The organism is Flavobacteriales bacterium, from assembly GCA_016699575.1.
Taxonomy (GTDB): Bacteria; Bacteroidota; Bacteroidia; order Flavobacteriales_F; family PHOS-HE28; genus PHOS-HE28.
Map to the genome: position 1 here is coordinate 95,316 of CP064979.1, position 17,792 is coordinate 113,107.

Sequence of the window (17,792 nt, forward strand, 5' to 3'; positions counted from 1 at the left end):
CCAAGGGAAATAGACCTTGCGACCGGCGTTCGCCTTACATACCCAATATCCACATCGTGGAACACCTAGTTCGGCTTCCAGAACGTGAATTGGTACATCCTATCCTTCTTGAACAGCATCAACGTGTCTGAGTACGCTCCTTTTCGGACCACATCCCCGGGCTTGGCGATATGGTCAAAAATGCCCCGCTTGTTCCCCAGATCAGTGCTCGGATAGAACACGTATTCAACGGGATCATGACGAACCATCAATCCACATCCCTTGTGGGCTGTCCGTACCCTCACGATGGTGTCATTCAACTCGGCTGCATTGAACGCAGCGAAGTGCTCCTTCCCTAGCCGTATTGACCTTCGCTGCTGCCAAATAGCCAGAGGCACCATGACAAGCATGCTCACCGCAAAGAACCTAATGGTCGCCTTGTTGGACATGGTGGGATCAGTTCAAAGCCACAAAAGGTCACTGCCCCCCATCTCGAGAGCCGAAAAGCACACTATCAGCGAAGATCTGATCATCTGAATTGTGCTGAACACTATCATTTCCTACTCCAACCCCAGCTTCGTCTGCTTGCCGGGGCTTTTGCCGAGCAGCGGATCGTCGGGGTGGCGTTCCATGTTCTCCAGCTCGATCTCCTGCCGTTTCAGGCGGGCCATCGGGCTTTCCTCCAGATCCTCTTCTTCGGGTGCCTCCAGGTTGCCCACCTCATCATCGGAGATGAGCATCTGCTGGCGCTCCTCCAGTTCGGGCGTCATTGGAATGAAGACGGGGTCCAACAGCTCCAGGTCCTTTACCTTGAACGGGCTCAGGCGGTTACCGATGGCTTTCACGCCTTTCACACCGATGAACTTGTCGAGGTCGATGGTCTCGTAGGCTTTCTGCGCGCTGCGCTGGTCGTAGCTCACGTGCACACGAGGAAGATCGACGAGGCTGTGGAGGTCGAGGCGGCTGTCGGGGTGTTCGCTGATGAAGAGCACCGGGTCGCGCGCGGGTTCAATGGCGAAGCGCTTCACGTGGTGCAGCTTCTTGTCACCTTCGAAGTAGATCACTGAAAGCACCATGCCTTCGCGGTGCTTCACCACGGTGAGGGCATCATCGGGGAAGTGCGTGCTGAGCGCGTACGGCAGCAGCATGTACTGCCCGCTCTTGGTGATGCACAGCACCTTGTCGTCGCCGGCGAAACGGCCCAGGTAGCGGCCGTGACCGGTGTCGTTCATGCGGCGTACGGTCTCGTCGTACCAGATGGGAATGGCGCCCAAGGTGCTGCCTCCTACTTCCAACTGCGTCACCTTGTGGATCATGTAACGCGTGAGCAGGTTGCCCTGGCTGCTGCGGCCCTTCACGCCCAGCGACGCGAAGTCCACGTCGAATTTCGTTTTGCGCAGGTTCGGCTTCGGGCGCAGGTGCACCATCACCTTTTCCGCGCGGCCGTCGGGGTGCGCAGTGAAGTAGAGCACTTTGCTCTTTTCCGTTCCCTTGGTCAGGTCGTACTCCTTGTCGCGCGTAACGCCCGTGGCGGCGAAGCGCTTCATGTAGTAGGCGCCCTGCGTGCCGTCCTGGTAGATCATGTGGTAAATGGTGCGCTCATCGTTCTTCTTCCACACTCCGATGTGCAGCACATCCTTTCCCACGAACTTCTTGTCCGCGACTTTCGTCACCATCATTTTGCCGTCGGCGCGGAACACGATGATGTCGTCGATCTCGCTGCACTCCTCCACGAACTCGTTGTTGCGCAGGCTCCAGCCCATGAAGCCTTCGGCCTTGTCCACGTAGAGCTTGCGGTTGGCCACAGCCACTTTCGTTGCGACGATGTTCTCGAAGGCGCGCAGTTCGGTCTTGCGCTCGCGGCCCGCGCCGTACTTCTTCTTCAGCTCCTTGAACCAATCAACGGCGTGGTCCACCAAGTTGTCCAGCTTGTCCTTCACCACGTCGATGGCGTCCTCCAGGCCGCGGATCAGCTCGTCGGCCTTGAAGCTGTCGAACTTGCTGATGCGCTTGATCTTGATCTCCGTGAGGCGCACCACGTCGTCGTCCGTGACGTCGCGCATCAGGTCCTTCACGTGCGGCTTCAGGCCCTTGTGGATCGTCGCCATCACCTCCTCCCAGCTCTCGGCTTCTTCAATGCGGCGGTACACCTTCTTCTCGATGAAGATGCGCTCCAGGGAGGCGAAGTGCCACTGCTCGTTGAGCTCGTTCAGGCGGATCTCCAGCTCGCGCTTCAGCAGGTGCAGCGTGTTCTCGGTGCTGATCTGCAGGAGGTCGCTCACGCTGAGGAACCGCGGCTTCTCGTTCTCGATGACGCAGGCGTTCGGCGCGATGCTCACCTCGCAATCGGTGAAGGCGTAGAGCGCGTCGATGGTATTGTCCGGGCTTACACCGGCCGCCAGGTGGATGGTGATCTCCACGTTCTCTGCCGTATTGTCCTCGATGTGGCGCACCTTGATCTTGCCCTTCTCATTGGCCTTCACGATGCTCTCGATGAGGCTGGCCGTGGTGGTGCCGAAGGGGATCTCAGAAATGACGAGCGTCTTGTTGTCCTCCTTGCGGATGCGGGCCCGCACGCGCACGCGGCCGCCGCGCTCGCCGTCGTTGTAGTTCTCGCAATCGGCCAGGCCGCCCGTGGGGAAGTCGGGCATGAGCTTGGGGCGCTTGCCCTTGAGCACGGCCACGCTGGCGTCGCACAGCTCGTTGAAGTTGTGCGGCAGCATCTTGCAGCTGAGGCCCACGGCAATGCCCTCGGCGCCTTGCGCCAGCAGCAACGGGAACTTCACTGGCAGGTGCACTGGCTCCTTGTTGCGGCCGTCGTAGCTCGACTGCCACTCGGTGGTCTTGCCGTTGAAGACCACCTCCAAAGCGAACTTGGAAAGTCGCGCTTCGATGTAACGCGGTGCCGCGGCACTGTCGCCGGTGAGCACGTTGCCCCAGTTCCCTTGCGGGTCGATGACGATATCCTTCTGCCCGAGTTGCACCAACGCGTCGCCGATGCTGGCATCGCCGTGCGGGTGGTACTGCATGGTGTGGCCGATGATGTTGGCCACCTTGTTGTACCGGCCATCGTCCAGCACCTTCATGGCGTGCAGTATGCGGCGCTGCACGGGCTTCAGGCCATCGTTCAGCGCAGGCACGGCGCGCTCCAGGATCACATAGCTGGCATAGTCGAGGAACCATTCGCGGTACATGCCGCTCACGCTGAAGGCAGCACCGCCCTCGCCCGGCACACCTTTGTGTTCGGGCTGCACGTGGCCGTTGCCGTTCTCTTCCGGCAGGTTGTTCAAGTCGTCTTTCTCGTCGCTCATGTCGTTGTCATCTCTGGGAGCCTATGAGCCCCACCTGCATTACAGGTCCGCTGTGGCGCAGAACCTATAGCTCTTTGTGTTCGTTCCCTGCACTTCGATGCTCACATCAATGCAGTAGTTCTGTCCGTCCACCACATGGCGGTGCCACACGAAGGCGCTCTGGTCGCTGGGTATCTGGGTGTCACCTTCGTACTGTTCCTCGCCGTTCACCGGCACGCCATCGAGCGCATAGGCCACCGAACCGGGGAAAAGGTCGGTGCGAACGTTGAAGTTGAACTGCAGCACGGTATCCACGGGCACACCCACATTGAACAACACCGTGGTGCTCGTGGAGGTCAACTCCAACAAAGCTGGTCCACTGTAATCCTGATCGAACGCATTGGTGGTGAGGTCCGCTTCGGCCACTTCGTCCTTGTAGCAGCCCGTGAACGTCGCCGACAAGCCAACGAGCAACAGCGCCTTCAGCATCCTGATGTGCTTCATCGTGCTGCCAGGTTGATGGTGAGCCCCCCGGCCCAGTAGCCGCCCCTGCCATCGGGCACCCAAGCCAATCCGTTGAACTTGATGCGTTCCTTGTCCTCGAACACCGGTACTTGCAGCTTGCTGCTCTTCACGTAGAGGTAGGTGGAGGCGACCGCCAACGCCCCCGTAACCCCCAGCGAGATGAAGAAGTTTCGCTCCGCTTTGTCGAAATCATCCTGGTGCGCAGGCATGGTCTCCTCCTTCAACTGGGTGATCGCCCCCGGCGAAGTGAGCGTTCGGTATTGATCCACATCCTCTTGCAACTGGTCGTGCGTCTTTTTGTACTTGCTGAAATACACCGCGCTGACAACAGCCGAGATGCCCGTAAGGCCCAACGGCAGCGCTCTGTTCAGCATGCGGTTCTTCCTGAACTCGTCCATGCGCAATTGGTAGTCGAGGTACTCGGTGCTGAACGGAAGTCGCAGTTTGAAATCGACCGTGCGATCCGGGAACACTGCCAATGTGGTATCCACGATGCGACGAGTGGGCGCCCAGAACTGGAAACGGTGCGGACCACCGGGCAAGGTCACCTCGCGCTGCTGCATCTTGTGCTTGCCATCGAGCACGAACACGAACTCATGGCCGGGGTCGATGAACAGGCGTAGAGTGCCGGGGGACTGGGCATGTGCCCATGTGGCCATGAGACCATGTGCCCCTAGTAAGAGCGCGAACCTCAGCACATGGCGGCCAATGGCCACATGGCCACATGAATTCATGGTCACATGTGTTTTCATGCCTCAACCTCCTCAGCCTCCAGTTCGCTCTTCGCTGCTGCCGCTGGTTCCTCGGCTTCCACAAGGTCCTTTTCCACCTTCAGGTTGCCGATGATGAACTCTTGGCGCTGCGGGGTGTTCTTGCCCATGTAGAAGTCGAGCAGGTCCTGCACACCGGCATCCTTGGTGATCATCACGGGTTCCAAGCGGATGTCGGGACCGATGAAGTGCTTGAACTCATCGGGGCTGATCTCGCCCAAGCCTTTGAAGCGGGTGATCTCAGGATTGCGGCCCAGCTTGCGGATGGCAAGCTGGCGTTCCTCGTCGCTGTAGCAGTAGATGGTCTCCTTCTTATTGCGCACGCGGAAGAGCGGCGTCTGCAGGATGTAGAGGTGGTCGTTCTTCACCAGGTCGGGGAAGAACTGCAGGAAAAAGGTCATCAGCAGCAGCCGGATGTGCATGCCGTCCACGTCGGCATCGGTGGCGATGACGATGCGGTTGTAGCGCAGACCGTCCATGCCGTCCTCGATGTCCAGCGCGGCCTGCACCAAGTTGAATTCCTCGTTCTCGTACACCACCTTCTTGGTAAGGCCGAAGCAGTTGAGCGGCTTGCCCTTCAGGCTGAAGACCGCTTGCGTGTTCACATCACGGCTCTTGGTGATGCTGCCGCTCGCGCTGTCGCCCTCGGTGATGAAGAGCGTGGTTTCCTGCTTGCGCGGCTCGTTCTTCGGGTCGCTGAGGTGGATGCGGCAGTCGCGCAGTTTGCGGTTGTGCAGGCTGGCCTTTTTGGCGCGTTCGCGGGCCAGCTTGCGGATGCCCGTGAGCTCTTTGCGCTCGCGCTCGCTGGCGAGGATCTTCTCCTGCAGGGCTTGGGTTGTCTCCGGGGTCTTGTGCAGGTAGTTGTCCAGTTGCCGGGCCAGGAAATCGCCGACGAAAGAGCGCATGCTCTGGCCACCGGGTTCGATCTCCAACGAGCCGAGCTTGGTCTTCGTCTGGCTCTCGAACACGGGTTCGATCACCTTCACGCTAACGGCGGCCACGATGCCGGTGCGCACGTCGCCGGCCTCCCAGTCCTTCTTGAAGTAGTCCTTGATGACCTTGGCCACCGCCTCGCGGAAGGCCCCTTGGTGCGTGCCGCCCTGGGTGGTGTGCTGGCCGTTCACGAAGCTGTAGTACTCCTCGCCGTAGTGGTTGGCGTGGGTCATGGCCACCTCGATATCGTCGCCGACGAGGTGGATGATGGGGTAAAGCGGTTCGCCGTCCATCTTCACTTGCAACAGGTCCAGCAGGCCGTTCTTGCTCTGGAACTTCTGGCCGTTGTAGTGGATGGTAAGGCCGGTGTTCAGGTAGCAGTAGTTCCACAGCAAACGCTCGATGTGCGGCTCGCGGAACTGGAAGTGGTGGAACATCTTCTCGTCCGGCTCGAACACCACTTTGGTGCCGTTCGGCTCGGTCGTCTTCACCAGCTTGTTGTCCTTGCGCAGCACGCCGCGGTCGAATTCGGCCATCTTCAACTCGCCGTCGCGCGCGCTGTCAATACGGAAGTAGGAACTCAGCGCGTTCACCGCCTTGGTACCCACGCCGTTCAGGCCCACGCTCTTCTTGAAGGCCTTGCTGTCGTACTTGGCGCCGGTGTTGATCTTGCTCACCACATCGATCACCTTGCCCAGCGGTACGCCGCGGCCGTAGTCGCGCACGGTAACGCGCGTTCCCTCGATGGTGACCTCCACTTTCTTGCCGTGGCCCATCACGAACTCGTCGATGCAGTTGTCCAGCACCTCCTTCAGCAGGATGTAGATGCCGTCGTCGTAGCTGCTGCCGTCGCCGAGCTTGCCGATGTACATGCCCGGACGCAGGCGGATGTGCTCTTTCCAATCGAGCGACTTGATGTCCTCCTCGCTGTAATCCACTGTGCTCATTCTTCCCTGGAATGCCGGATGCTCTAGGGTTTCCGGCGTGCGGCGAAAGTAGCCGCAGGCTCAGGGGCGGCCGGGTTGGCGGTTCGGCCCGTTATCCACGATCGGGGGGAGTTTTCAACAGAGTACCTGCCCCCCGGCCGGAAGCCCGGCTCCATACCGTGGAAAGCCCTCCTCGCGGACTTGGCACGAAGCTGGCAAAGCGCGGCCGCCCGCTACCGGGCAGACCGATACATTCACACCCCCAAACAGAAAAAGCAGATGAGACTTTCCAAGACCCTGGCGGCACTTCCCCTGCTGCTGATCGGCACCAGCGCCGGCGCCCAGATGATGGGCCAAACGCGGACCACCCTGCTCAATGGCGACTTCAAGGCGCTGAAAGGCGAAGCCGAGGTGGACGTTGTCTTCGTGTACGACGGCATGCTCGTGGGCAATGGCCTCACGAACGAGCAGTACGTGACGAAGAAGACCGGTGAACTGAACAAAAAGGAGGCTGGCCGCGGCGACAAGTGGGCCGGTGATTGGATCGGCGACCGCGCCCAGCTGTACCATCCCAAGTTCTTCGAACTGTACAACAAGGTGATGGACGGCAAGCAGAAAGCCTCCGAGAACAACAGCGCAGCGAAGTACCGGTTGATCGTGAAGACCGTGAGCACCGAGCCGGGCTACAACATCGGTATCTCCAAGGTGCCCGCCAGCATCGGCACCACCGTGCAACTGGTTGAGATCGCCAACCCCGATGTGGTGCTCGGCGAAGTGGCCATCACCAACATCCCCGGCGCCAATGCCATGGGCTTCGACTACGACACCGGCGGCCGTATCGCCGAGTGCTACGCCAAGCTCGGCAAGGAACTCTCCAACTGGATGATCAAGAAGCAATGGAAGTGATCCTTGCGATCGCTCCAGGAACGCCCGGCCGCAAGCCGGGCGTTCTGTCTTTCATAGCCTCCCCTCCACCGCAGCCCTTGCTATGAAGTCAATGATGCGCCTCCGCAACTGCTCGTTCTTCACCTCGTACAGGTGCGCTTCGATGAAGGCACGGTCTTCGGCCTTGTTGGCGCCGTAGCGCAGGATGCCCGGCACGTTCGTCTGCACGGACAAGCGCAGGAAGCGCAGTTCCACACTGGCCGGTGCGGCTACAATGGCGCCGTCCAACAACGCCTTGCCCTCATTGAAGGGCCCGAAACGTGAGAACGGGTTCGACCGGTGCTTGCCCTCGGCCATCAACAGGATGCCCTTGTAGCCGCTGAGCAACGGATCGGCGGATGCATCGGCACCCGCCACTCTTGCTTGGAGCCGTTGGAGCACGGCTTCGTCCTCAAAGACCGCGCGCACGTTGGTGCGCAGGTCCGTCAGCAGATCGCTTTCGGCTTGCGCCGCATGCAGCCCAATCGAAAAGACCGACCAGAGGGACAAGAGCAGGATCCGCATTCACCGCAAAGCAAGCACACCGGTCTCACCCGGGCAGCGCTCAATTCACCTCACCCTGCCCTCTCCAATGGAGAGGGTGAATACCTGCAAGCGACATGCGATCCGTAAGCCGCACTCACCTGCCGATCGCACGAGGAGCGTGTTCGGAGCACTCTGACCCCTCTCCTTGGGAGAGGGGCAGGGGTGAGGTCAGTTGCTAGAACCGCAGGTAGAAAGACGGTTTCACGATGAACGGCAGCACGTCATCCCCGCCCAGGTGGTCCGTTCGCCAGATGAAGTCCACACGCGCCAGCTTCAGGATGTTCTCGATGCCGAAGCCGAACTCATAGTACGGCGTGGCCAGCACGCTGGAGCCTTCGTGCAAGAGATAAGGGCCGGTGCGGTTCTCAGCCCTGAGCGTTCCGTAGAACGCCTTGCCGATGATGAACTCGCGCAGTTTCAGCCTGCGTAACAGCGGCACCTTGTTCAGAAAGAACCCCTCGAAGTGGTGTTCCAGCATGAGCGATGCGTGCTCATCGCTGACGAACTCCAAGTAGTTCATCAGGTTGAACGCGTGGTCGTCGTTGAGCAATAGCGGGTTGCCGCCAGGCGTGTACAGCAGCGGAAAAGGCACCTGCCCTTGTACCGTCCCGCCCTCGGCAATGATGTTGAGGTAGCCCCATTTGTTGGCCCGAAGTTGATGCTCCACCCGGACCGTGTACCTCTGATGGTCGTAGTCGCCTTCCAGAAACCCCTTCATTCCGCCTTGGAATTCGAACGTGAGCATCGGGTACTTCAGGAAGAAGAGCCTCCGGTTCGCATCGTTCAGGTCGGCAGGCAATTCCTGTGCGCCCCAAGCCAACCGTAGCGAGAGCTTCACGCTGGCACTGGTCACCTCGCCGAGGGCAAGCGTGTCACCTTCCAGGTTGGTGCTGCGGAAGTCGAAACCGAGCGGCGACATTCGGCTTTGGTACACCCCTGCCCTGCTGCTGAACCCGGTGAACCACTGACGCTCCAGCCAGCCTTCGCTTTCCTCCACCAACATGCGGCGCTCGTCACCAGCGATGCGGATGAACGACGTGAGCACATGGTCCAGTGCGATCATGTACGGCGTGCGGCCTTGCTGCACCAGGTCATGCCGGTAGCGCGCACCGAGGGTCCAGCGGGCATTCGGGTCGCGATGTCGCTTCTCGACTGCGCTCGAAGTGACAACATCGGTTGATGAACCCGACCTGACCGGCAGGAGATGGTAACGCGCTTCCAGACCACCCTTCCAACGTTCGTCATTGAAGCCGTAGGCAATGTGACCGATGAGGTCGTAGCGCTTGCTCAGCCGATCGGTGGTCCTCAAACCGAGCTTCGCGCGGTGGCCCTCCACGGTGTTGTAGCTATAGAACGACCACACGTTGCCGATGTCGAGCTTCCTAGCGGGCAGCCACCCCTCCCCGATGACCTTGCTTGCATCCACCAAGCGCGTCCACTTCGGGTCGCTGTTCATGCGGCCCACCATCTCTTCCACGTCCTTCTCCTCTGCGGTCAGCGGTGTGGCCCGCGCCTGCTCCCACCACGTGCTGTCGCGCTCGAACGCCTTTGCATCCATCACCACTGGATCCACACCAGCGTAGAAGTCGTTGCCGCGCGGTTGGTCCATCACGATGCCTTGCACTACCGACGTCTTGCGCCCGAAAAACCCCGTCATCTCCTTGCTGTTCTCCACCACCGTGAAGTCGGCCAGCACTTGGCTCTTGTGCAGGAACCACTGCCGGTCTTCCACCCGCTGGTAGTTGTAACGCAACCAGTAGTTGCGCACGAAATTGATGTTGGCCTCAATGCTGAACGTCAGGTCCACTCGCACCACGGCGTACGTGCTGTCGTGGATGTACATCGTGCCGGCGAACGCCACATCGCTGCGGCCCTTCGGTTTGAAGTCGATGCGGTGGCAGTTGAACCCGTCGATGGTGTAGATGCTGTCGTGCAGCGTGTGGTCGTAGTTGCGCTTGTAATGGTCGTTGATGGGACTGGGGAAAGCGTGCTCCAGTATCACCACGTAGTTCTCGTAGATGTCCGGGTCGATGTACATGTCCTCCACGAACTCGCTGATGCGCGGTGCACGGAAGAACTTCACCGTTCGGCGGCCTTGCACGATGTCCTTGCGGGCAGGCGGCTCTTTGCGGTAGAAGTGCTCTTCGCTGCTTTCCGTGAGCAGGATGGGCAGGTAGTTGACGCCATCGGCCGTGGTATCCGCATAGTCCCAGATGTAGTCGAAGGGCCGCAGCAGAACGTTGCGTTTCACCTTCTCCGTGAACTGGTTCAGATCGAAGCGGACGCGGTGATAGACCTCGTATTCGTATGCCCTCAACCTATCGGGGCGGTTGTTGGGCTTGTTGGCGATGACCTTCCGAAGGATGCGCCAAGCAGCCGGTTCGCGCACGGCCACGATACGCGCCTCGGCGAGTTCCTTGGTCGACGAGAAAAGTTCGATGTCCAGCTCTTCGGTCACACCGTCCGCAATGGGCAGCGTCTCCGGATGGTAGCCGAACATGGTCACCACCAGCGAATCCACATCGCGACCGGTCTCCAGAAAGAAGCGACCGGCGCTGTCGGCATCGGCGCCGATGGTGGTGCCTTGGAAAAGAGCTTGGGCGAAGGCCAGCGGCTCGCGGGTTTCGGCATCGACCACGCGACCGTATATGCGCGTGCGCTGAGCGCTGGAAACAAAGGGCAATAGGAGCAGACCAAGCACCAGTATTACCCCGGGCATGGATCGCTTCCCCGCGCAAAGCCTCGGGGCAAGCTCCGCAAAGCCTCCTCGCGATGACGCGCTCGAAAAGACCATCAGGACCAACAACACCAAGACCTCCACCGTTGCTACGTGCTATGCGGTTATTTCGGGCCAAGCTATCGCCCAGCGCACCACATGGACAGCATCCGCGGCACCCGGTCACCGTTCGCGGCGCATGCGGCGTTCGGCGCTGATATACGCGCCTTGTCCACCACTTTGTTCAAATTCGGCCGGTCCGTTCCGATAGCCTACTGGCCCAGAGTGTTGGCCATTACCGGCATTGTGGCATTGAACGCACCATTGCGCTGGTGGGAAAGCCTGCGCTATGGTGCGGCCATCAAGCGCTCTGTCGTTCGTTCGCCCGTGTTCATCCTCGGCCATCCGCGCAGCGGCACCACCTACCTGCACTACGTCATGGGCCGCGACCCGCAGTTCGCAAGTCCAGCGGTTTATGAAGCCCTGATGCCATGGACTTTCCTGAGCGCTGGCGGCTTCCTCCGACGGATGCTCGGCAAGGCTTTGCCCGCCACACGGCCCATGGACAATGTGAAAATGACCGCCGATGCACCGAAGGAGGAAGAGTTCGCACTGGCATGCATGGGATCGGCTTCGCTTGTGACAGGCTACTTCTTCCCACGGCGCCTGCCGCTCATCTTCAATGATGCGGTTCTGCTGAACGACACATCCTCGAAAAGCACCTGGCAAGGCAATGTGCAGTACTTCACGCGCAAGCTCTCGCTCAAGTATCCGGGCAAGGCGTTGCTGATGAAGAGCCCGGCGAACACCGCTCGCGTGAAGGAGTTGTTGGAACTCTTTCCGGACGCCCGCTTTATCCACATCCATCGCGATCCGCTGACGGTGTACGCCAGCACCATGAAGCTCTACAGCAAGATCCTTCCTCAACAAGCGCTCGGCTCAATGGACCGCACGGCTCTGCGCGACTTCGTGCTGAAGAGCTATTCCGCCATGCAGGCGAAATACGAAGCCGACAGGGCTGGCATTCCGGCTGGCCGGTTGGTGGAGATCCGCTACGCGGACTTCGTGGGCAATGAAATGGCGATCCTGGAGAGGATCTATTCGTCGCTCGGGCTCGATGGGTTCAACGCCGCACGCCCGCACATGGAAGCGGAGATCTCTGCGTCCAAGGATTACGAAACCAACAAGTACAACCTCGGTGAAGAGGAGGTGCGGATGGTGAAGCAAGCGTGGGGACTGCCGTGAACGGCTAACGCTTCACCTTCCCCGTCGTCGTCATTTCCAATTCGTCCACGAAGCGGATGCGCTGCGGCAGCTTGAATGCGGCCATTGACGTGCGGCAGTGTGCTATGAGGTCTTCTGCATCACCAACCGCTCCGTCGTTCAAGACCACATCGGCCTCAACCACCTCACCGAGCAAGGGGTGTTTGCCACCGTGCACCCGGCAGCCTCTTACCGCTGAGTGCAGCAGCAGCACCGCTTCGACTTCCTCCGGGAAAACCTTGTTGCCCGCCACATTGATGACGGACTTGCTCCGCCCGGCAATGGTGATGAGCCCATCGGGTGAACGTATAGCGAGGTCGCCGGTGAGGAACCAGCCGTTATGCAGATTGTCCGCGCGAAGGCTGGGCGGCGACAAGTAGCCATCGAACAGTCCCGGGCCTTTCAACGCAAGCTGCCCCATGTTGCCATCGGGCAGCGGGTTCAGGCTCTCATCGAGGATGGCTGCTTGGAAATCGGGCAGCACATGGCCCACGGCCTCGGGATGTTGCGCAGCTCCGTCGGCATTGATGATGGGCAGACCCACTTCGATGATGCCGAAGGCCTGGTAAACCGGTCGCCCGAATTTCAGATGGAAGCGATGGCACAGATCCACCGGTAAACCAGCACTTGTGGAGATGACTCGCTCCAACGGACCAAGCGTTGTGCAGCCTTCATCGCTCACCAGCATCCGCACGTGCATGGGCGATGCGTAGAGCATCCGCGCTCCCGACCGATCAGCGGCCTCTATGATGCTCGCTGCGGTCAGGTCATCAGCCAGCACGATCGTGACGCCGAAATAGAGATAGAGCATCACCGACACTACGAAGTGATAGGCCATGGGCAGCACCCATACCACGGCATCGCCTTCGCCAAGCTGTAATCCCTTGTTGGCCGCTTCAACACGCGCCACGACGGAGCGATGACCGATGACCACGCCTTTCGATGTTCCCGTTGTTCCGCTTGTGAACCGGATGAAGGCCGCATCGGGAACGTGGGGGGCGATGCTCGCATGGTCGCGCTTGTGCAGGCACAACGCGAACGGTCCCCCGCCGATGGACAGTTCGGCTGCGGTGCTTTGCTCCAGCACCGCGTGCAGGCCAGCTCCTTCCACCGCGGCCGCCCGCTCCGCTTTGGTGAGGTTGTCCGCGATCGGCATCACCACGGCACCGCACTTCAAGCCCGCAAGCATGCTGACGATGAACCCCGGCCCATTGTGGTCCACAATGCCCAGGCCCATGCCTGTCCGCAAACCGAGCCGTTGCAGTTCCGCTGCGCGCGCTTCCGCCTGCCCGATGAGAGCTACAAAAGTCAACCGCTCCGATCCACAGTCCACGGCGACTGATGCAGGCCATCGCTGGGCACGTTCGCGTACCACGTCGTAGAAATTCATGGCCGTGCCCATTCAGGGAAATTCTCACGGCGGATCTGTTCAATGGCCTCGCCTTCGCCCTTGCCCATTGCGCTGAACGAGGCCAGGACGCCCGCCGCGAACCCGGTGCTCATGCAAGTGCCCATCACCCGAGCACTGGCAATGGCCATTTCGCTGGCGCTGATGGAACGCCCGGCGAAGTAGAGCCCTGGAACACTGGGTGAAGTCAGGGCACCGGACGGAACGAGGTAGTATTCTTCCTCCGGCATCCACTTCATGTCAGCGCCGGGCCCGTCGCCCCAGTGCTCAATGGGCCATGCGCCGATCGCTACACCGTTCGCAGGCTTTCTGCAGTTCAGGACATCCTCTTCGGTCAATAGCTCACGTCCCATGGGCCGTTGTTGCGTTCGAACGCCCAGCTCAGGTGCCACTGCCTCAACAGTGACGTTCCTGAACGTGTTGGTACCCTCGCGCAGCAATTGGACCAATCCGAGCGCTATGGCCCTGCCTTGGCCGTTCAGCGCACCGATGTCGTCATTCTGCGCAATGCGCCTGTTCAACGTGATCTTCAAGGAAGCTCGTCCTTCGCACAACGAGCCATGCACCACGCCAACATGTTTGATCCCTATCGCACGTGCATCGCCCTTGTCACGCGCCCGCTGAAGAGCGCGATGCGCGGTTGCCTCAAGGCCCTGCACGCTGGTGGGCAACAGGCCGTTGACCTGCAGCACGTGCGACGGTGATTGGTACAGTTCCTCTTTGATGAGCGCGCCACCGCGGAGCTGCGTGATAAGCGCGTTGCCCGTCGCATCCACTATGCACTTCGCAAGCACGCACCGCTCACCTTCCGATCCCTGCGTTCGCACCTCGAATCCTCCCTCGTTTTCCAAGCATGCCAGCACTGTGGTCTTCAGGCGCAAATTGTAGGAGTGCGTCATCATTTCCATCTCCAATAGCCGTCCCATCAGCTGCATCGGATACGGTTGGAACCAGAGCCCATGGTCCCCTTGTTGCGGCTTCGGACCGCCCATTTCCACAAGGACTTCCGGGATGAACCTGGACCAATTGCCGAGCGTTATCCGCGGTGGCTCCGCCGTCGACCGCAAGTATGCACCGCAGATAGTGCCCACCATGGCATCGGTGGCCTTGCCTCCCGGTCTTTCGGACCGCTCGATCAACACGGTTTTGGCCTTGGCCGCAAAAGCGCCCATTGCCGCGCTCCACCCCGCTATACCACCGCCCACGACGAGCACGTCGCAGGTTTCAGGTTGAAGCCGTGGTGCCGCCATTGCCGGTGAGCAGGGCCACAAGGTCGGTCTGGAATTGCATTCGTTCAGCGGCGGACAACGCTTCGGGCACGTGTCCTATGACCAGTTGAAGTCCGTTGCTGTTCCGTTTGAACGTTACCGTGAGACCGGGCGGCGCAGGAACGCTGGCATAGTCCACTGCGGAAAGCACGCGCGCCCCACCGAAAGAGGTCACGCCTTCACCTTCATCGCCGAGATCGGAGAACGACAGGCTGGCATAGTCGCCGCGCATGGGCAGGTTCACCAAGGTGCTGTACAACCAGAGCGGCACACGGCGGAAGAAGTTCAGCAAGGATGTGTAGCGAGCGGGCACGTCAGCGGCCAGTTGCCGCTTCACCTGCGCATGAACGGCGGCGATGGCCTTCACCCGATCACGCACCAAATCGTCCTTCAGCCGCGCGAAAACGAACGTGAGGTTGTTGCCGAACAAGTGCCCTGCTGTTCCCTTCCTGCGCTTGCTCACGGGCATGCTCACCCAGTAGTAAGGTGGTTTCCCGCCGCGTGCATCGAACACGCGTTGCAACGCGGCAAGTGTTGAAGCCAGATTGAAGTTGCTCATCCCGAACCGCGCGCCGTGGGTCCAAGCCTGCTTTTCCATTGCATCCGCCTGCGCACGGTCGAACTGCACAACGCTGAACACCGGAGCGCCGACGGGACCGCGCCGCCCACGGAGCAGCCGTGCCATGAACCAGAACGGCGAGCCCAGCATGTAAAACATGATGTAAACCGTGTTGCGGAACTCCGGCCACCAGTGCTGGCGTTCGCGCTCCGGGAACAACGACTCCTTCGGCCAGGCTGGGGCACCAGGTTGGATGGCGTGGGCGAAATTCACCATGCCCTTTTGGTCGAACAGGGCGTGGTGCGCACTGATGACCGCTTGTTTGCGGCCATCCGCGAGCCCGACAAGCTGCACATGCACCGGGCATCCGCCAAAAACAACGTCGCGCTGCAACACCAGCGCGACATGGTCTTCCGGTGAGCAGTTCTCGAGCAGCGCTACGTTCTTCGGTCCCGCATCATCACCGCTGAACTCCCACTTGGGCATCACCAACGTGGCCCGCCGCAAGCGCAGTGCCGCAGCCAGCCTGAAGTTGTGATTGGCCTCTATGCCCTGGGCCAGCAGGCGCAGATCAGCGGATGGATCCAGTTCCAGGGCTAACCGGACAACATTCCCGACCCGGCTGCGCTTGCGCATGTGCCGATCCAGCAGCACTTGGAAGTTGTCGGCTCCGGTGAGCGGCCAAGCCCTGATCATGGGTTGCTGACGAACGTTCCGTTCCGCACCGCACAGGCACAATCGGCAAGTGCTTGCGCGCTTTCCAGATGCTTGCGTTGCAGCGCGGTCTCGGGCAGTTCGATGCCGTGTTTGCGTTCCAGGTACATCACCAGTTCAATGACCGACATGCTGTCCACACCCACATCGGAGAAGAGCGTGGACGGCTCCACAGCCACCGACTTGTCCAGCACGCGTTCCCGGAGATAAGTGCAGAGTTCAAGTGCGATCGTCGCAGGATCGGGGTTCATGGATCGAACAACCTGCAGGATGGGGCCGCAGACCGGCCGCGAACGTAAGACCAGCGAAAGCCTTGCGCTATTTTGCCACCCTTCGATGCCCACCCACCTGTATGCAACGTATTGAGCTGGCAGACCGCCCACCCGTGCTTGACGCAGGCAAGGCGGGCACTGCAAGGAAACAAGCACATGGCACGAAAGGCCGATGTGCGGTTGTGGGGTCAGGAGTGGCCGGACTTGCTGCAGCCATCCGCCTCGCCCATGCAGGCCACGACGTCACTGTTATTGAGGCGAACGACTACCCCGGAGGAAAACTGAGCGAGCTTCGGATGAACGGTTACCGCTGGGACATGGGTCCCACGGTTCTGACCATGCCGCGCTACATCGATGAACTGTTCGCCCTTTGCGGCGAGGACCCGCGGGCGTACTTCAACTATGTGCGCATCGACCCCGGGTTCCAATACTTCTTCCAGGATGGATCGGTGATCCGGACGTGGGCCGATGCTGAGAAGTTCGCGGATGATGTCGCGGCGAACAGCAAGGCTTCGCGCGAGAGCGTGCTGACATTCCTTGAGCGTTGCCGCGTAAAGCGCGAGCTCACGGAGGAGGTGTTCCTGGAACGCTCGCTGCACCAACTGAAGAACTACTTCAACAAGGCTACGCTGCGTGGCCTGCTGAACTTCCACAAGGTGGGCGCCTTCACCACCATGGCCAAGGCGAACGCCGCGTTGTTCAAGGATGATAAAGTGGCGGCCGTGCTGAACCAGTTCGCGGGCTACACGGGCAGCAATCCGTACGCGGCCCCGGCCACGCTCAACCTCATCTCCTATTACGAGATCGCACTCGGTTCATACGCGGCCAAGGGTGGCATGCATGCCGTTACCAAAGCCCTTGTGGCGTTGGCCGAACGGCAAGGCGTGAAGATCCAACTGGGCACACGCGTGGAACGCATCTCGGTCATCGACAAGCGTTGCGTGGGACTGGAGATCAACGGGCGCACGGTGAAGTTCGACCGGGTGATCAGCAACACCGACATCCGCACGGTATACGACAAGCTGATGCCGGAACAGCACAAGCCCAAACGCGCTCTGGACCAGCCGCGCAGCAGCAGCGTCATCCTGTTCCACTGGGGCATGGACCGGGCCTTCCCGCAGCTGCACCTGCACAATATGTTCATGAGCAACGATGGGCGCTCGGAGTACGACCACATCTTCAACAAGAACACCGTTCACCCTGACCCGAGCGTGTACCTGCACGTGAGCAGCAAGGTGAACGCCGATGACGCGCCCCCGGGCTGCGAGAATTGGTACGCCATGGTGAGCGTGCCGCACAACACCGGGCAGGATTGGGATGCACTGGTCCGCTCCACGCGCGCCACCATCCTTGCCAAGCTCTCCAAGATGCTCGGTGCCGATGTGGAGACGCACATCACCTGCGAACACTCGCTCGACCCGCGCACGTTGGAGCGGCTTACGTCGTGCGCGTTCGGCAGCATCTTCGGCACCAGCAGCAATGGCATGTTCGCCAGCTTCCTGCGCCACCCCAACTTCAGCAAGCGCATCAAAGACCTCTACTTCTGTGGGGGCAGCGTGCACCCAGGACCCGGCATTCCACTGTGTTTACTTAGCGGGAAGATCACGGCGGGACTTGTGGAGGAAGAGATCTGTCGGCACTGACCGGAACGAGAAACGGCCGCCACATCGTGACGGCCGTTCCCAGGATCGATCAGTGG

At 60.5% G+C, this 17,792-nt stretch carries 14 protein-coding genes; 3 read left to right on the forward strand and 11 right to left on the reverse strand.

The features are described from left to right. Positions 1-65: 65 nt before the first annotated feature. The 5 genes from IPJ76_00460 to IPJ76_00480 all read right to left on the reverse strand — a co-directional run bounded on the left by IPJ76_00460 (position 66) and on the right by IPJ76_00480 (position 6,444). The gene (locus IPJ76_00460) at positions 66-428 is read right to left on the reverse strand and encodes a hypothetical protein (GenBank protein ID QQR86730.1); all 363 of its coding nucleotides are present in this window, start codon (positions 426-428) and stop codon (positions 66-68) included. A gap of 111 nt (positions 429-539) precedes the next feature. Next, entirely contained in the window at positions 540-3,290 is a 2,751-nt protein-coding gene (locus IPJ76_00465; protein ID QQR86731.1) for a DNA gyrase/topoisomerase IV subunit A, read from the reverse strand. Between the two features lie 39 nt (positions 3,291-3,329). Then, complete coding sequence (locus tag IPJ76_00470) at positions 3,330-3,773, reverse strand: hypothetical protein (GenBank protein ID QQR86732.1); 444 nt, start codon at positions 3,771-3,773, stop codon at positions 3,330-3,332. Next, positions 3,770-4,546, reverse strand: a complete 777-nt coding sequence (locus IPJ76_00475) for a hypothetical protein (protein ID QQR86733.1) — start codon at positions 4,544-4,546, stop codon at positions 3,770-3,772. The genes IPJ76_00470 and IPJ76_00475 overlap by 4 nt, the downstream gene beginning before the upstream one ends. Further along, a complete protein-coding gene (locus IPJ76_00480; GenBank protein QQR86734.1) occupies positions 4,543-6,444 on the reverse strand; it encodes a type IIA DNA topoisomerase subunit B in 1,902 nt (633 codons plus the stop codon). The genes IPJ76_00475 and IPJ76_00480 overlap by 4 nt, the downstream gene beginning before the upstream one ends. 258 nt (positions 6,445-6,702) lie before the next feature. On the opposite strand from IPJ76_00480, the gene IPJ76_00485 reads away from it, so the two are divergent. Next, positions 6,703-7,329, forward strand: coding sequence for a hypothetical protein (locus IPJ76_00485; protein QQR86735.1), 627 nt, complete (start codon positions 6,703-6,705; stop codon positions 7,327-7,329). Between the two features lie 51 nt (positions 7,330-7,380). On the opposite strand, the gene IPJ76_00490 is transcribed toward IPJ76_00485, so the two are convergent. Further along, a complete protein-coding gene (locus IPJ76_00490) occupies positions 7,381-7,872 on the reverse strand; it encodes a hypothetical protein (protein ID QQR86736.1) in 492 nt (163 codons plus the stop codon). 196 nt (positions 7,873-8,068) lie between these two features. After that, the gene (locus IPJ76_00495) at positions 8,069-10,612 is read right to left on the reverse strand and encodes a carboxypeptidase-like regulatory domain-containing protein (protein QQR86737.1); all 2,544 of its coding nucleotides are present in this window, start codon (positions 10,610-10,612) and stop codon (positions 8,069-8,071) included. Between the two features lie 156 nt (positions 10,613-10,768). Here IPJ76_00495 and IPJ76_00500 point away from each other — a divergent pair, with 156 nt between their 5' ends. Next, positions 10,769-11,854 (forward strand): sulfotransferase, encoded by a 1,086-nt coding sequence (locus IPJ76_00500; GenBank protein QQR86738.1) that lies wholly within the window; start codon positions 10,769-10,771, stop codon positions 11,852-11,854. Between the two features lie 4 nt (positions 11,855-11,858). Here IPJ76_00500 and IPJ76_00505 read toward each other — a convergent pair whose 3' ends face one another. The 4 genes from IPJ76_00505 to IPJ76_00520 are packed head-to-tail and all read right to left on the reverse strand — an operon-like array spanning position 11,859 to position 16,072. Then, entirely contained in the window at positions 11,859-13,274 is a 1,416-nt protein-coding gene (locus IPJ76_00505; GenBank protein QQR86739.1) for an AMP-binding protein, read from the reverse strand. Then, positions 13,259-14,494 carry an FAD-dependent oxidoreductase gene (locus tag IPJ76_00510; protein QQR86740.1) on the reverse strand — a complete coding sequence of 412 codons (1,236 nt, stop codon included), beginning with the start codon at positions 14,492-14,494 and terminating at the stop codon, positions 13,259-13,261. The genes IPJ76_00505 and IPJ76_00510 overlap by 16 nt, the downstream gene beginning before the upstream one ends. A 10-nt stretch (positions 14,495-14,504) precedes the next feature. Then, positions 14,505-15,803: a hypothetical protein gene (locus IPJ76_00515; protein ID QQR86741.1), complete on the reverse strand. Its 1,299-nt coding sequence runs from the start codon at positions 15,801-15,803 to the stop codon at positions 14,505-14,507. Further along, complete coding sequence (locus tag IPJ76_00520) at positions 15,800-16,072, reverse strand: acyl carrier protein (GenBank protein ID QQR86742.1); 273 nt, start codon at positions 16,070-16,072, stop codon at positions 15,800-15,802. The genes IPJ76_00515 and IPJ76_00520 overlap by 4 nt, the downstream gene beginning before the upstream one ends. A 101-nt stretch (positions 16,073-16,173) precedes the next feature. Here IPJ76_00520 and crtI point away from each other — a divergent pair, with 101 nt between their 5' ends. Continuing rightward, positions 16,174-17,736, forward strand: a complete 1,563-nt coding sequence (gene crtI, locus IPJ76_00525) for a phytoene desaturase (GenBank protein QQR86743.1) — start codon at positions 16,174-16,176, stop codon at positions 17,734-17,736. Positions 17,737-17,792 lie beyond the last annotated feature (56 nt).

What these genes read in the sequence shown, in the direction of transcription:
- IPJ76_00495 (QQR86737.1), bottom strand. Translation starts at nt 10,612, where the DNA reads ATGCCCGGGGTAATACTGGTGCTTGGTCTGCTCCTATTGCCCTTTGTT.
- IPJ76_00465 (QQR86731.1), bottom strand. Translation starts at nt 3,290, where the DNA reads ATGAGCGACGAGAAAGACGACTTGAACAACCTGCCGGAAGAGAACGGC.
- IPJ76_00515 (QQR86741.1), bottom strand. Translation starts at nt 15,803, where the DNA reads ATGATCAGGGCTTGGCCGCTCACCGGAGCCGACAACTTCCAAGTGCTG.
- IPJ76_00490 (QQR86736.1), bottom strand. Translation starts at nt 7,872, where the DNA reads ATGCGGATCCTGCTCTTGTCCCTCTGGTCGGTCTTTTCGATTGGGCTG.
- IPJ76_00485 (QQR86735.1), top strand. Translation starts at nt 6,703, where the DNA reads ATGAGACTTTCCAAGACCCTGGCGGCACTTCCCCTGCTGCTGATCGGC.
- IPJ76_00520 (QQR86742.1), bottom strand. Translation starts at nt 16,072, where the DNA reads ATGAACCCCGATCCTGCGACGATCGCACTTGAACTCTGCACTTATCTC.
- IPJ76_00460 (QQR86730.1), bottom strand. Translation starts at nt 428, where the DNA reads ATGTCCAACAAGGCGACCATTAGGTTCTTTGCGGTGAGCATGCTTGTC.
- IPJ76_00505 (QQR86739.1), bottom strand. Translation starts at nt 13,274, where the DNA reads ATGGGCACGGCCATGAATTTCTACGACGTGGTACGCGAACGTGCCCAG.
- IPJ76_00480 (QQR86734.1), bottom strand. Translation starts at nt 6,444, where the DNA reads ATGAGCACAGTGGATTACAGCGAGGAGGACATCAAGTCGCTCGATTGG.
- crtI (QQR86743.1), top strand. Translation starts at nt 16,174, where the DNA reads ATGCAACGTATTGAGCTGGCAGACCGCCCACCCGTGCTTGACGCAGGC.
- IPJ76_00500 (QQR86738.1), top strand. Translation starts at nt 10,769, where the DNA reads ATGGACAGCATCCGCGGCACCCGGTCACCGTTCGCGGCGCATGCGGCG.
- IPJ76_00470 (QQR86732.1), bottom strand. Translation starts at nt 3,773, where the DNA reads ATGAAGCACATCAGGATGCTGAAGGCGCTGTTGCTCGTTGGCTTGTCG.
- IPJ76_00475 (QQR86733.1), bottom strand. Translation starts at nt 4,546, where the DNA reads ATGAAAACACATGTGACCATGAATTCATGTGGCCATGTGGCCATTGGC.